The organism is Paraburkholderia humisilvae (genome assembly GCF_902859855.1).
Taxonomy (GTDB): Bacteria; Pseudomonadota; Gammaproteobacteria; order Burkholderiales; family Burkholderiaceae; genus Paraburkholderia; species Paraburkholderia humisilvae.
The window spans coordinates 15,429-28,429 of record NZ_CADIKH010000027.1 but is presented as its reverse complement, the minus strand read 5'-3'; the positions used below and the strand labels follow the sequence as shown (position 1 = coordinate 28,429).

The 13,001-nt window shown below is 63.6% G+C and carries 13 protein-coding genes, 1 tRNA gene, 1 pseudogene and 1 riboswitch; of the genes and pseudogenes, 7 read left to right on the top strand and 8 right to left on the bottom strand.

Annotated elements, in window-relative coordinates; genetic code table 11:
- Window position 1 precedes the first annotated feature (1 nt).
- Genes HV796_RS25345 through HV796_RS25325 form a run of 5 tightly spaced genes read right to left on the bottom strand, consistent with a single transcriptional unit; the run spans window position 2 to window position 2,693 of the window.
- The gene (locus tag HV796_RS25345) at window positions 2–640 is read right to left on the bottom strand and encodes a COG4648 family protein (protein WP_246356030.1); all 639 of its coding nucleotides are present in this window, start codon (window positions 638–640) and stop codon (window positions 2–4) included.
- Complete coding sequence (locus HV796_RS25340) at window positions 640–891, bottom strand: acyl carrier protein (protein WP_175229247.1); 252 nt, start codon at window positions 889–891, stop codon at window positions 640–642. The genes HV796_RS25345 and HV796_RS25340 overlap by 1 nt, the downstream gene beginning before the upstream one ends.
- A gap of 3 nt (window positions 892–894) precedes the next feature.
- Window positions 895–1,194, bottom strand: a complete 300-nt coding sequence (locus HV796_RS25335) for a phosphopantetheine-binding protein (RefSeq protein ID WP_175229246.1) — start codon at window positions 1,192–1,194, stop codon at window positions 895–897.
- Window positions 1,175–1,963, bottom strand: a complete 789-nt coding sequence (locus HV796_RS25330; RefSeq protein WP_175229245.1) for a lysophospholipid acyltransferase family protein — start codon at window positions 1,961–1,963, stop codon at window positions 1,175–1,177. Before HV796_RS25330 ends, HV796_RS25335 begins: the two co-directional genes overlap by 20 nt.
- Complete coding sequence (locus tag HV796_RS25325) at window positions 1,947–2,693, bottom strand: beta-ketoacyl synthase chain length factor (RefSeq protein WP_175229244.1); 747 nt, start codon at window positions 2,691–2,693, stop codon at window positions 1,947–1,949. Before HV796_RS25325 ends, HV796_RS25330 begins: the two co-directional genes overlap by 17 nt.
- A gap of 514 nt (window positions 2,694–3,207) precedes the next feature.
- Window positions 3,208–3,388, top strand: a riboswitch (yybP-ykoY riboswitch).
- Between the two features lie 12 nt (window positions 3,389–3,400).
- Here HV796_RS25325 and HV796_RS25320 point away from each other — a divergent pair.
- Complete coding sequence (locus HV796_RS25320; protein ID WP_175229243.1) at window positions 3,401–3,973, top strand: TMEM165/GDT1 family protein; 573 nt, start codon at window positions 3,401–3,403, stop codon at window positions 3,971–3,973.
- A gap of 52 nt (window positions 3,974–4,025) precedes the next feature.
- Here HV796_RS25320 and HV796_RS25315 read toward each other — a convergent pair whose 3' ends face one another.
- Window positions 4,026–4,739, bottom strand: coding sequence for a DUF4136 domain-containing protein (locus tag HV796_RS25315; RefSeq protein ID WP_175229242.1), 714 nt, complete (start codon window positions 4,737–4,739; stop codon window positions 4,026–4,028).
- Window positions 4,740–4,996: 257 nt separating this feature from the next.
- Here HV796_RS25315 and pepN point away from each other — a divergent pair, with 257 nt between their 5' ends.
- The 5 genes from pepN to HV796_RS25290 all read left to right on the top strand — a co-directional run bounded on the left by pepN (window position 4,997) and on the right by HV796_RS25290 (window position 10,111).
- Window positions 4,997–7,705 (top strand): aminopeptidase N, encoded by a 2,709-nt coding sequence (gene pepN / locus HV796_RS25310; RefSeq protein ID WP_175229241.1) that lies wholly within the window; start codon window positions 4,997–4,999, stop codon window positions 7,703–7,705.
- 179 nt (window positions 7,706–7,884) lie between these two features.
- Window positions 7,885–8,166, top strand: a complete 282-nt coding sequence (locus HV796_RS25305) for a type II toxin-antitoxin system RelE/ParE family toxin (RefSeq protein ID WP_175229240.1) — start codon at window positions 7,885–7,887, stop codon at window positions 8,164–8,166.
- 17 nt (window positions 8,167–8,183) lie between these two features.
- A complete protein-coding gene (locus HV796_RS25300) occupies window positions 8,184–8,684 on the top strand; it encodes a HigA family addiction module antitoxin (RefSeq protein ID WP_175229239.1) in 501 nt (166 codons plus the stop codon).
- Between the two features lie 280 nt (window positions 8,685–8,964).
- Window positions 8,965–9,981, top strand: coding sequence for a class 1 fructose-bisphosphatase (locus HV796_RS25295; protein WP_175229238.1), 1,017 nt, complete (start codon window positions 8,965–8,967; stop codon window positions 9,979–9,981).
- Window positions 9,982–10,035: 54 nt separating this feature from the next.
- Window positions 10,036–10,111: transfer RNA gene (locus tag HV796_RS25290), tRNA-Thr, on the top strand.
- 90 nt (window positions 10,112–10,201) lie between these two features.
- Here the strand turns inward: HV796_RS25290 and HV796_RS25285 are convergent.
- Window positions 10,202–11,119, bottom strand: coding sequence for a LysR family transcriptional regulator (locus tag HV796_RS25285; protein WP_175229237.1), 918 nt, complete (start codon window positions 11,117–11,119; stop codon window positions 10,202–10,204).
- A gap of 157 nt (window positions 11,120–11,276) precedes the next feature.
- On the opposite strand from HV796_RS25285, the gene HV796_RS25280 reads away from it, so the two are divergent.
- Entirely contained in the window at window positions 11,277–12,416 is a 1,140-nt protein-coding gene (locus tag HV796_RS25280; RefSeq protein ID WP_175229236.1) for an aldo/keto reductase, read from the top strand.
- A gap of 56 nt (window positions 12,417–12,472) precedes the next feature.
- Here HV796_RS25280 and HV796_RS25275 read toward each other — a convergent pair.
- A pseudogene (locus tag HV796_RS25275) lies at window positions 12,473–12,716 on the bottom strand (exo-alpha-sialidase); the annotation flags it as partial.
- Between the last annotated feature and the right edge of the window lie 285 nt (window positions 12,717–13,001).

Below are 13,001 nucleotides of genomic sequence, written 5' to 3'. Positions count from 1 at the left end.
CTCATGCCGCCTCCGAGCGGGCAACGCGTGGCAGCACGACCAGACGGCGCCAGACGATTTCGGCAACCAGCAGCGCGCCGATCAGGCCGTACGCGACCGCGCCGTTATACAGCGACCATGCGTGACGCGGCCAGCACAGCGCGGTGTAGAGCGAAAACGCGCCGTTTAGCAGGAAGAACGCGCACCACACCTGCGTGACGCGGCGGGTGTAGCGGACCGCCGTCGCGCTGAGATCCGGCGTGCGCAGTCTGGCGAACTTCTCGACCATCGACGGCCCGTGCACGAGCGTCGCGCCGACCGCGATCAGCAAGCCCAGATTCACGAGCGACGGATAGATGCGCAGCAGCAGTTCGCTGTTGGTCAGCACGATCAGCGCCGAGCCGCACCCGAGCAGTGCGGCAACCGTCCAGTCGAGCAGCGAGAAACGTTTGATCGATGCCGCGAACGCGCGGCTGCGCGGCAACTGCTGCAGACAGAACAACGCAAACAGCATGCCGCCGATATAACGCGGCGCATGCCCGTGCCACGCGCCCAGAATCACGACCGGATAAGCGAGCTTCGCCGCGACGCTCAGCGTACGTGCCGCGCGCCGCCGCACCGCGCCGCCGGCGGGCAACGTGCGCGAACGGTCGGGCTGCATCAGCCCTGCGCCGCGAGCAGCGACTCGACCGCCACGATCACATCGCCCACCGTGCGCACCGACTTGAACTCCTCCGGCTTGATCCGGCGTCCGGTCATTTCCTGCAGCTTGATCGCGAGATCGACCGCGTCGATGCTGTCCAGATCGAGTTCTTCGAACAGATGGGCATCAGGCGTTACGCGTTCAGGCTCGATCGCGAAGTTCTCCTTGAAGATCGCGCGAATGCGCTCAAGAATTTCTGTGTCGGTCACGGTCTACTCCCCTTTCTTTATTGTCTGACTGCCGGCCTGCGCCGGTTCGCGCTGGCTCGCCACCAGCGCCGCAAGCGTGTTGATCGAACGGAAGTGCTCGCGCGTGCTTTCATCGTTCGCCGCGATCGTCAACTGGTAGTGCTTGCGCAATACGATGCCGATCTCGAGCGCATCGATCGAATCAAGGCCCACGCCGTCGGTCGAAAATAACGGAGCGTCGTCGTCGATGTCGGCGGGTGCGAGGTCTTCAAGATCGAGCGCTTCGATCAGAAGCTGTTTGATCTCAAGCTTTAAAGAATCCATAGTCGAGCAGATGCTGGGTAATGTGAGCTTCGATCGCATTCGTCATGCGGCGCGCCGCGAGCGCCGCCGGCACGTCAGGCGCGGCGAACCCTTCGACCGCGACCGGCGCAAGCACGTTGACACGCATATGAAACGCGCGCGCCGGTACGTCGTACCAGCGCATCCCTTTTGAGAAAGCCGGCGGATCGCAATCCATCAGCACCGGCAACACCGGCGCGCGGGTGCCGAGCGCCATGTACGCGAAGCCACGCGAAAACGCATGCAACCGGTTCGGCGCCGGGCTGCGCGTGCCTTCTGGAAAAATGATCATCGTGTAGCCGGCGGCAAGCTGGCGCGCGCCCGTTTCGACGAGTGCGACCGGATCGGCGTTGCTCACATATCCGGCGGCGCGCACGATTCCCCAGAAAACCGGATTGCCCCAATGCGCGCTTTTGACGACGCAGCACGCGCGCGGCGTCAGTGACAGCAGCACCATCACATCGAGCCACGTCGGATGGTTCGCCACGACGATGGCGGGTCCGCGCACACGCAGCGCCTGTGCGCCGACCGCGTCGAGCTTCATCACGCCGATGGCCCGCAGGACGGCGACCAGCGCGCGAAAGTACGCGTGGATCAGTTCGGATACCGCGCGCTGCCGCGCTGCGCGGTCCGGCCAAAGGCACGCGAACGGGAACGCCAGCAGCGAAAAGGCGAGCCCGCAGATGCCGAATGCCACGAAGCTCATGCCGGTGGCAAACAAGCGCCAGTAGTAGTCAAACCTGGCCGTCATGCCAGTTCCACTCCCATGTTACGAAACCCCGCCGCCACTGCGCCGCGGTCCGCGCTGTGAGGCAATACAGCAGCGCCTCGCTTTGCGTGGCGAAGACCGCCGGCGCGAGCGCACCGGCTGCCATGCCGGTGGACGTCCTGTCCGTGTTCGCGTCGCTGGAGGCCAACGCGCCTGCACTCACCGTTCTGCACGACAGGCGTCCCGCCGCTGCGGACGCGTCGAGCAGAATCGCCAGCGCGCCGCCGTTCACTTCGTCTTCGATCGCGCCATACGCCGGATCCGCCGGCTCGTCCGCATACACCAGCAGCACCGGTTCCGACGGCTGCGTCGCGTACTGCGCGTAAGCTTCGAGCAGCGCGTAGCCGAGCGTCTCGGCGCCCGCCGACAACGCGCCCGCAACCGACCGGTCACCGCGTGCGATGCCGAACACACCGGACATCGCATTCAGCACGGACAGGCTGAACGAAGTCGGCGATACCGGCTCGCCTGCGCTGATCGAACGCAGAATCTCGGTAGTCCGACGCAATTCTCCGTGCCGGGATGCGAACAGCACGCGAACGCTATCGCGGCCTGCCGCGCAATCGTGCGCAACCTTCAACGCGATACGCGACAGGCTGCTCAGGCGACGCCGTACGATCGGCTCGATAAAGCCCATATCGGGGGCGGCGGATGCGGCGACAGGCCATGTGGACCACCGAGCGACCGGAAGGCTCCAGTGCAAATTGGTCATTTCGGTGCTCATGCGAATGGGATTGCGGGGGCCTGCGAAAGGTAAGCCGGCCCATGACGGCGCACAGGCTCATCCTTCATCGAGATCGATCGCCGATCAGGTCGTCCGGTCCTGCTTCGGTTTAGCGATATATAACGGCACAAACCAATATTTATTTAGCGTCGTGTCGCCAAACCTTCATGGTGTCTTGTCGCGATGTTCGCGACAGGCCGTGATCATACTCAACATTCGTCAATAAATCAGCCAGAAACGGGCCCGTTCGCGATCGTCCGTCTCGCCCATGCGACGCGGCAGACGGCGGACTCACGCAGGCCGCGCCGAAGCAAACGTTAAACAATGACACGGTATTCAAAACGCATCGCTTTACGAAACATGACCCGGCATTCAGGATTCCGACGCGCCTGGCGAAGACGGAGTTTGAAAGAAGCCGCGTCGCAATGAAATATCCCGAAAGGCCAGCTTGACAAAAAAGCGCGACAAACGGGGCGCTCCACGCAAACTGCCGTGCTATACTTCGCCGCTCATTGGGGAGTAGCCGCCCTGCTGCGTCGTCAGCGGGGGTGTCTGTCAACAAGCTTGGCCCGTGCGGCCATGGCAGACACAGCCTCTGGCCTGGCGAGACCGATGATCCAAAGCGCGCTGCAATAGGGCCCGGTGCGCGATGGATCGTCGCTCGCTCACATCCGGCCCGAGGAAATCAATAAAACGTGAATGAAGCCTTTCTGGTCTCGACCGGCGCGGTCGCGCTCGCCGAAATCGGCGACAAGACACAACTCCTCTCGCTCGTTCTCGCAGCCCGCTATCGCAAGCCAATACCGATCATTCTCGGTGTGCTCGCCGCAACGCTGGTCAATCACGCCGGCGCCGGCGCGCTCGGTGCGTGGCTCGGCTCTCTCGTCACGCCAACCGTCATGCGCTGGGCGCTCGCCGCATCGTTTGTCGGCATGGGGCTGTGGATTCTCGTGCCCGACAAGCTCGAGGAAGGCGAGGCCAATGCCAACCGCTCGCATCTCGGCGTATTCGGTGCGACGGTCGTCACGTTCTTCCTCGCGGAAATGGGCGACAAAACGCAACTCGCCACCGTCGCGCTTGCTGCGCGCTTCCACGACTTCTTTGGCGTCGTCGCCGGCACCACGCTGGGGATGATGATCGCGAATGTGCCGGCCATCCTGCTCGGTGATCGCTTCGCGCACAAGCTTCCGACCAGGCTCGTGCACGGCATCGCCGCAGTGATGTTCGTCGTGCTCGGCGTGCTCGCGCTATGCGGCGTCGGGATCTGAGCCACGACCTGCTGCTGAACCGCTATCGCACCGCCGCCCGCCGCGCGGCCGCCTACTGCACCGTTTTTGCGCCTGACGCCGGCGCAGCGGGCGCCGCGACGCCCGCTGCGACTTCGTTCGGCGCGCCGCTCTGCTGATCGACCGGAAGCTTCACGGTGCGCACCACGCCGTTGCCGAGCGGGAAATCCGCCAATGCACTGCGCGCGAGGTAGGGCATCGCATACACGAGCGACGGTTCATCGCCCGAGCTGCGCGCGGTCACGTTATAGACTTCCTTGCCGCTTGCGCGGTCGGTGATACGAATGCCGAGCGTATGCGTGAACACCGGATAGCTTTGTGTCACATATCCGCCGCCGTACGGGCCGTACGGCCCCCAGGGACCCCAGCCGCCCCACCCGTACGGGCGGCCCCAGTAATAAGGGCCCGGCCACGGGTCGTAGTAGTAAGCCGGCGTAGAAGACACCGCCATGTCGGAGCGCGTGCCATAAGCAATCGCGACCAGGTAATGCGCGTGCTGCAGATCGGCCTGGGTGAACGCATGCGTCGCCAGTTCGTTCGCCACCACCTGTTCGTAGGTTGAGTCTTCGAGGCTGTTCTGCTGCGAAGGGTTGCGCTCAAATGCGTAGGTGCGGCTCGCGTCGCTGCCGCCTTCCCAGTTGGAGAACGCGGTCACCTGGGTCGTCACATATGACGTGCAGCCTGCCAGTAACGTAGCCAGCGCGGTCAACATCAGCGCCGCTTGACGGGTCCATCGATCGAGCTTCATCGCCATTCCTTTCTGTCGCTGTCGCCGCCCGCGCACGCCGCGCAGGCGGCCCAGATAATACGCTGACCGTTCGGCCGCGCGAAAAGTTCGGGCCGCGCAGCGGCTGTCCGTGCGGCGCTAACCCTTTTGCCGCAAGCCGCTGGAACGGACCGGGAAGCCCGCGCCGGACGAAGCGCGCCTTTGCTTTTAAAATAACCCGATCCGCCCGGCTCGCGCGCTGCGCAAGCCGGCTTCGAGACTCTCATTTTCTACCGACCATGGCCGATACCGCTACGCCCCCCGTCATCCGCCGCGCCGATTACGCGCCGCCCGCCTTCCTGATCGATACCGTCGCGCTGGAGTTCGACCTCGTGCCTGAACGCACCACCATCAGCAACACGATGCGTGTGCGCCGTAACCCGGACGCAGCCCGCGCCGCGCACCTGGAACTGATGGGAGAACAACTCGACTTCGTGAGCGCGACGGTCGAGGGCACGCCGCACGCCGCCGTGCGCGTGCACGAGCACGGCCTGACGCTCGAGAACCTGCCCGATGCGTTCGAGCTAACGCTCGTCGGCACCTGCAATCCCGCGGAAAACACGACGCTGTCGGGCCTCTATGTGTCGAGCGGCAACTTTTTCACGCAGTGCGAGGCGGAGGGCTTTCGCCGCATTACCTGGTTCCTCGACCGCCCGGACGTGATGGCGACCTACACGGTGACGTTGCGCGCCGACAAGGAGGCGTACCCGGTGCTGCTGTCGAACGGCAATCTGCTTGAAAAAGGGGATCTGCCGGACGGCCGGCACTTTGCGCGCTGGGAAGATCCGTTCAGGAAGCCAAGTTATCTGTTCGCGCTCGTCGCCGGCAAACTGGTCGCGCTCGAGGAGCGCGTGAAGAGCGGCTCGGGCCAGGAAAAGCTGCTGCAGGTCTGGGTCGAACCGCACGATCTCGACAAGACGCGGCATGCGATGGACTCGCTGATCCATTCGATTCGTTGGGACGAACGGCGCTTCGGGCTCGAACTGGATCTCGACCGCTTCATGATCGTCGCGGTCAGCGACTTCAACATGGGCGCGATGGAGAACAAAGGCCTGAACATCTTCAACACGAAGTACGTGCTCGCGAACCCGGAAACGGCCACTGATACCGACTTTTCGAACATCGAAGCGGTGGTGGGCCATGAGTATTTCCATAACTGGACCGGCAACCGCGTGACGTGCCGCGACTGGTTCCAGCTAAGCCTGAAGGAAGGTCTGACGGTATTTCGCGACCAGGAATTCTCCGCCGACATGGCGGGCGGCGCCGGCGACAGCCATGCCGGCGACGAAGGCGCGCGCGCAACGAAGCGTATCGAAGACGTGCGCGTGCTGCGTCAGATGCAGTTCGCCGAAGACGCGGGTCCGATGGCGCATCCGGTGAGGCCGGAAAGTTATGTCGAAATCAACAACTTCTACACGATGACCGTCTATGAAAAAGGCGCGGAAGTCGTGCGGATGTATCAGACGCTGTTCGGCCGCGACGGCTTCAGACGCGGGATGGATCTGTACTTCAAGTGCCACGACGGGCACGCGGTGACTTGCGACGATTTCCGCGAGGCGATGGCCGACGCGAACGGCCGCGATCTCGCGCAATTCGAGCGCTGGTATAGCCAGGCCGGCACGCCGCGCGTGACCGTGTCGACCGGCTACGATGCGGCGCAACGCCGTTATCGCGTCACGCTCAAACAGGGCTATGGCGACAGCTCGCAGGCGGCGCGCGAAACACAGCAAGGGCCGTTGCTGATTCCGTTTGCGATCGGCCTGATCGGCGCGGACGGCGCAGACCTGCCGCTGCGCCTGGAAGGCGAAAGCGGGCCCTCCTCCGCCACCACGCGCGTGCTCGAATTCAGTGAAAGCGAACAGACCTTCACGTTCATCGATGTCGCCGAAAAGCCGTTGCCGTCGCTGCTGCGCAATTTCTCGGCGCCGGTTGTCGTCGAGTACGACTATAGCGACGACGAACTCGCGTTCCTGCTCGCGCATGACAGCGATCCGTTCAACCGCTGGGAAGCGGGCCAACGCCTCGCGACGCGCGAGTTGCTGACGCTGGCCGACCATGCGTCCAGCGGCGCGCCGCTCAGGCTCGCCGACGCGGTGGTCGCCGCATTCGCCCGCGTGCTGAACGACGAGACGCTGTCGCCGGCGTTCCGCGAACTGGCGCTGATGCTGCCGTCCGAAGCGTATCTGGCCGAGCAGATGGACGAATCCAACCCGGCGGCGGTGCACCGTGCGCGCCAGTTCGTTCGTCAGCGCCTCGCGAGCGCGCTGCAGCGCGACTGGCTCGCGATCTACGAACGGCATCAGACGCCGGGCGCCTATCAGTCGACGCCGGACGACGCCGGCCATCGCGGCCTGAAGAATCTCGCGCTCGCGTATCTCGCCGAGCTCGACGACCCACGCGACGCGGTGCGCCTCGCGTCCGCGCAATATGCGGCGGCGAACAATATGACCGACCGCTCGGCCGCGCTGTCCGCGCTGCTCACCGCGGCGGCGAACTCCGGCAATGGCGAAGCGCAGCACGCACTCGACGATTTCTACCGGCGCTTCGAAAAGGAACCGCTCGTGATCGACAAATGGTTCGCGTTGCAGGCAACCCAGCGCGGCACGCCACAGCGCCCGGTGATCGACATCGTGCGCCGGCTGATGACGCACCCCGCGTTCAACCTGAAGAACCCGAATCGCGCTCGCTCACTGATCTTCAGCTTCTGCGCAGCGAATCCGGCGCAATTCCACGCGCCAGACGGCTCCGGTTACGCATTCTGGGCCGAGCAGGTCATTGCGCTCGATGCGCTCAACCCGCAAGTCGCCGCGCGCCTTGCGCGCACGCTCGAGCTGTGGCGCCGCTTTACGCCCGCGCTGCGCGAGCAGATGCGCGGCGCGCTCGAAAAGGTCGCCGCACACGTGAGGTCGCGCGACGTGCGGGAGATTGTCGAGAAGGCACTCGCCTGACGAAGCGACCCGCACGACCCGTTTCCGTTCTTGCAGCACACAAGCCGGCACATGTTGCCGGCTTTTTTATTTGCACGCACCCTGGCCATTCGGTCGACTACTCGAGCACGCGCAAAGAGGTCAAAGTAAACGCACCCTGATAACACTTCACATTTAACGTCGTGCGTTATACACTACCTATGATTTCAACATTTGGCGATAAGGCAACTGCCCTCGTTTTTGCGGGTGGCTTTGCTCGCACATTACCGGCGCACATTCAGTCCATCGCGCATCGCAAGCTGCTACTGATCGATGCGGCCGCGTCGATATCGGATCTGTTCGCGCCGCCGGGCAATCGCCTCGAGGCGTTGCAGGGCGAGCGCAGCGGCCAATGGAGCATTCGCATCAACGACCAATGGCGAATCTGTTTCTACTTCGTCGAAGGCGAAGCGCTGAACGTGCAAATCGTCGACTATCACTGATACAAACGGAGGGCGGTATGGTCATCAAACGTTCCGAACTGGCCAGCACAGATTTTTCGGACATTGCTACCGGCGAGCGCATCGCCGCGGTGCACCCCGGCGAAGTGCTGCGCGCGGAGTTTCTCGACCCGCGCGGCATGTCGGTGAATGCGCTCGCACTCGCGCTACGTGTGCCGGCTCCGCGCATCAACGATGTGGTGCGCGGCAAGCGTGCAGTGTCGCCGGAAACCGCGCTGCGCCTCGCACGCTATTTCGGCACCAGTCCGCTCTTCTGGATGAACCTGCAGATCGCGTACGACCTGCGCGTCGTCACTGAGGAATCGGGCGCGCAAATCGAACGCGAAATCGAACCGCTGCCGCCGCGCGAGCGGCCGAAGCCGCCGAAAACGCAGGCCGCGCATGCGCGCGCCGCCGCGCTCGCGACCAGCGCGGCGCAGCGGGTTAGCCGCAGTACGGCCCGCGGCGCAACCCGGAGTGCGACGCGAAGTACGGCCATCACGTCGTCGCGCAAGACCTGACGCGCAACCAGCCGCCGCGGGACTGCGGCGCAGCGCTCCGGGCCGTCACGACCTGTCTCGACAAGCGTCATGTGAGCGCGCGGCCGGTATGCAAAGCCGACGGGGCGGCGCTCGCCGGCGAACTGTACGCAGCGTACGTGACCTGCTTTGCTGCACGCGCCCCTGTCAATGCTTCGTCGCAAAATTGCGGCAACCTGCGACGCGCATTTTCTTTATGCGGAATCATGTCAGGCGAGCGGGTAAAATCGGGACATTCCCCAAGCCTGTTCGGAGCACTGCAATGTCCCTGCAACGCCGCACCACTCTCACGAAGTACCTGATCGAGCAGCAGCGCGAAAACAACAATCTGCCTGCCGATCTGCGCCTGTTGATCGAAGTCGTTGCACGCGCGTGCAAGGCGATCAGCTATCACGTCAGCAAGGGCGCGCTCGGCGATGCGCTCGGCACCGCCGGCAGCGAAAACGTGCAAGGCGAAGTGCAGAAAAAGCTCGACATCCTGTCGAACGAAATCCTGCTCGAAGCGAACGAGTGGGGCGGCAATCTCGCCGGGATGGCGTCGGAGGAGATGGAACAGTTCTTTCCGATTCCGGCCAACTATCCGCGCGGCGAATATCTGCTCGTGTTCGATCCGCTCGACGGCTCGTCGAATATCGACGTGAACGTATCGATCGGCACGATCTTCTCGGTGCTGCGCTGTCCGGACGGCCAGCAGCCGACCGAACAATCGTTCCTGCAGCCGGGCACGCAGCAGGTCGCGGCCGGCTACGCGGTGTACGGTCCGCAAACGGTGCTGGTGCTGACAACCGGCAATGGTGTCAACTGCTTTACGCTCGATCGCGAGCTGGGCTCGTGGGTGCTCACGCAAAGCGATATGCGCATTCCAGTCGATACCCGCGAATATGCGATCAATGCGTCGAACTCGCGCCAATGGCACGAGCCGGTGCAGCAGTACATCAATGAGCTGAACGCCGGCAAGGACGGCCCGCGGCAGGCGGACTTCAACATGCGCTGGATCGCGTCGATGGTCGCGGATGTGCACCGCATCCTGAACCGCGGCGGCATTTTCATGTATCCGGCGGACAAGCGCACGCCGGATCGGCCCGGCAAGCTGCGGCTGATGTACGAAGCCAATCCGATGGCGTTTATCGTCGAGCAGGCGGGCGGCGCGGCGACCAACGGCGAAAAACGCATCCTTGACATCACACCGCAACATTTGCATGAGCGTGTCGCCGTATTCCTTGGCTCGAAGAACGAAGTCGACCGCGTGACCCGCTACCATCTCGAAAGAAAAAAATAGGCTTGGGGCTTGTCAAACGGATAAAGAAGTCCCTATAATCGCGGTTCTTCTGATGCCGGAATAGCTCAGACGGTAGAGCAGCGCATTCGTAATGCGAAGGTCGGGGGTTCGATTCCTCTTTCCGGCACCAACCAGAATCAAGCACGGAGCCCAGTCGTTGCGACTGGGCTTTTTGCGTTCAGGGCGCCGTTTGCACATTCACCGCCCCGCGCCACTGCCATCAAAGCACCGCCCCCTTGCGCTTCTTCTGCAGGAAATCAATCAACGCCCGTAGCTTGAGCGGCATATGGGCCCGGCTAGCGGTGTACAGATAAAACCCCGGGAACCGTGGACACCAGTCATCCAGCACACGGATAAGCCTGCCGTCATCCAGTTGCGCACGCACATAATCGTCGATCACATGCAGCAGGCCGACGCCCTGCTCCGCCGCGCGCACCATCGTATGCAGATCGTTCGTGATGAAATGTCCGTGCGTCTCCACCTCGAACACCCTTGACCGCTCATCAGGCTGTGCAAGCTCCCATCGATAAATGCCACCACGGGTCGCAAAGCGATATTGAAGGCAATCGTGCATCGCGAGGTCATCCGGCGTGAGCGGCACCGGATAGCGCTCGAAATACGTGGGCGCGCCGGCGACAATCGCGCGCAGTTCGCCGCTCAGCGGTATCGCGACCATATCGCGCGCGAGCCGCTCACCCAGACGAATCCCCGCGTCGAAACCCTCCGCAACCAGATCCGCAAGCCCATCGTCGAGCGTCATCTCAAGACGAATGTGCGGATACAGCCGGCCAAACTCCGCAAGATGCGGCAACACCAGCATTTCGCTCGCGATGCGCGGCAGATTGATTCGCAACGTGCCCGCCGGATGCTCGCGCGTTTCGTCGAGCGCGTCGAACGCCGCCTCGAGCGCCGCAAGCGCGGGCTGCACGCGTTCGAGAAACTGTGCGCCGGCTTCGGTTAGCGAAACGCTGCGCGTCGTCCGGTTGAACAGGCGCACGTTCACTTGCGCTTCCAATGCACGAACCGTCTGCGACAACGCGGACGCGGACACGCCCGACGCGCCCGCCGCACGCGTAAAGCTGCCGTGTCGCGCGACCGACGCGAACGCCATCAAAGCCGGTAGCTGGGTCGAGTCCATATCGTTTCCATTACGAAGCAAATCTTCATAATCCTTGTAGCTGGACCCGATTTTTCCACGAAACGATCCGGTGCACGATAGGCATCGCAATACGAGCACGAAGCATGAACCCATGAACCGGCGCTGCGCCGGCACTCAGACAAATCAGGAGACTGCGATGACGATGAACCGCTATACGCTGCTGGGCCGATCCGGCCTGCGCGTCAGCCCCATTTCGCTAGGCACGATGACGTTCGGCACCGAATGGGGCTGGGGCGCCGAAGAACAGACCGCGCAACGGCTGTTCGATCTCTACGTCGACGCAGGCGGCAACTTCATCGATACGGCCGACGGCTACACCGAGGGCACGAGCGAACGCTGGGTCGGCAAGTTCGTCGCGCAACGCGGCCTGCGCGATCGCCTCGTGATTGCGACCAAGTACACGTATAACGCCGAGCCGGGCAATCCGAACGCCGGCGGCAACCATCGCAAGAATCTGCTGCGCGCGCTCGACGGTTCGCTCAAGCGCCTCGCCACCGACTACATCGATCTCTACTACCTGCACACATGGGATCGGATGACGCCAGTGGACGAGGTCATGCGCGCGATGGACGATGCGGTGCGCGCCGGCAAGATCCGCTATGTCGGGCTGTCGGATACGCCCGCGTGGTTTGCGGGCCGCGCGCAGACGCTCGCCGAGTGGCGCGGCTTCGAACCGGTCGCGGCGATGCAGCTCGAATACTCGCTGATCGAGCGCCACGCGGAACACGAGTTCGCTGACCTCGCCGCGCAACTCGGTATGGGTCTTGTGCCCTGGAGCCCGCTCGGCATGGGCGTGCTGTCGGGCAAATACCGGCCGTCGCGTGACGGCGCGCCCTCGCACGTATCCGGCAGCGGCCGGCTTGCATCGCTCGCGAGCGCGCCGCCGCCGGGCTTCGACAAGCTGACCGAACGCAACTTCCGGATCGTCGCCGAACTCGAGCAAGTCGCGAACGACGTGAACCGGCCGATGGCCCAGGTCGCGCTGAACTGGCTTTATCAGAAGCGCGGCGTGTCGAGCATCATCGTCGGCGCGACAAAGCCCGAGCAGTTGCAACAGACGCTGGGCTCGCTCGACTTCATGCTCGCCCCCGAACAGATCGCGCGGCTCGATGCGGTATCGGCACCGGCCCGGCCATTCCCCTACTACATGTTCGCCGACGGACATCAGGCACGCATTCACGGGCACGTCGAAGTGGCATCAAAGCCGGCCGCATACGATCGACCGGTGGTCGTGCCCGCGCCGGAAGCGAACGCGGCCAACGCGACGACCCGTTGACGTCCTTCAATGGTTACCGACTAGCTGATTGCGGCTATTGGCGCCGCATATCGAGCGAGCGGCATCGACCACTTCATATAGACGGTGCGCGCATCGGGACTCGCCGGGATTTCCGGCGGGTTGCGCGCGTTCGTGCAGATCGGCTCCGGCAATTGCATTCACTACCGCCGGCGCGGACAACGTGTGGCCCCGATCATCCGACTGCGCGACAACCCCGTGCTGCCCTCCGAGCCACGCGACCCACAGCCGACGCCGCGCATCGAACGCGGCGCGGGTCGCAAGCGGAACGCGCAGGACCAGTTCTCCTGATCACCGTTGCGCAGCGCGAACGCGCTCGACGCGGTGCTGTAATTCGTGCCTCCGGATGTCACATTGCCGGCATAAACGGCATTTCCTGCCACAACGGTCAGAAACGTTTGGCCACGTCCGTGTCGTGAGGTACGCGCAACGGCCGAGCGTGAGCGTCGCGTCAACGTGATCGGTGATCGCATAGCCCATTCGCACGCTTTTGTTCTACTGCTGCGCGCGATTTGCAGCTCGTTGAATTCACGACCTGCGAAGACGGAATTGCGATCGCCGGTGAAG

Coding starts and splice junctions, on each gene's coding strand:
- pepN (WP_175229241.1), top strand. CDS start 4,997: ATGGCCGATACCGCTACGCCCCCCGTCATCCGCCGCGCCGATTACGCG.
- HV796_RS25325 (WP_175229244.1), bottom strand. CDS start 2,693: ATGACCAATTTGCACTGGAGCCTTCCGGTCGCTCGGTGGTCCACATGG.
- HV796_RS25295 (WP_175229238.1), top strand. CDS start 8,965: ATGTCCCTGCAACGCCGCACCACTCTCACGAAGTACCTGATCGAGCAG.
- HV796_RS25305 (WP_175229240.1), top strand. CDS start 7,885: ATGATTTCAACATTTGGCGATAAGGCAACTGCCCTCGTTTTTGCGGGT.
- HV796_RS25300 (WP_175229239.1), top strand. CDS start 8,184: ATGGTCATCAAACGTTCCGAACTGGCCAGCACAGATTTTTCGGACATT.
- HV796_RS25335 (WP_175229246.1), bottom strand. CDS start 1,194: ATGGATTCTTTAAAGCTTGAGATCAAACAGCTTCTGATCGAAGCGCTC.
- HV796_RS25280 (WP_175229236.1), top strand. CDS start 11,277: ATGACGATGAACCGCTATACGCTGCTGGGCCGATCCGGCCTGCGCGTC.
- HV796_RS25285 (WP_175229237.1), bottom strand. CDS start 11,119: ATGGACTCGACCCAGCTACCGGCTTTGATGGCGTTCGCGTCGGTCGCG.
- HV796_RS25330 (WP_175229245.1), bottom strand. CDS start 1,963: ATGACGGCCAGGTTTGACTACTACTGGCGCTTGTTTGCCACCGGCATG.
- HV796_RS25315 (WP_175229242.1), bottom strand. CDS start 4,739: ATGAAGCTCGATCGATGGACCCGTCAAGCGGCGCTGATGTTGACCGCG.
- HV796_RS25345 (WP_246356030.1), bottom strand. CDS start 640: ATGCAGCCCGACCGTTCGCGCACGTTGCCCGCCGGCGGCGCGGTGCGG.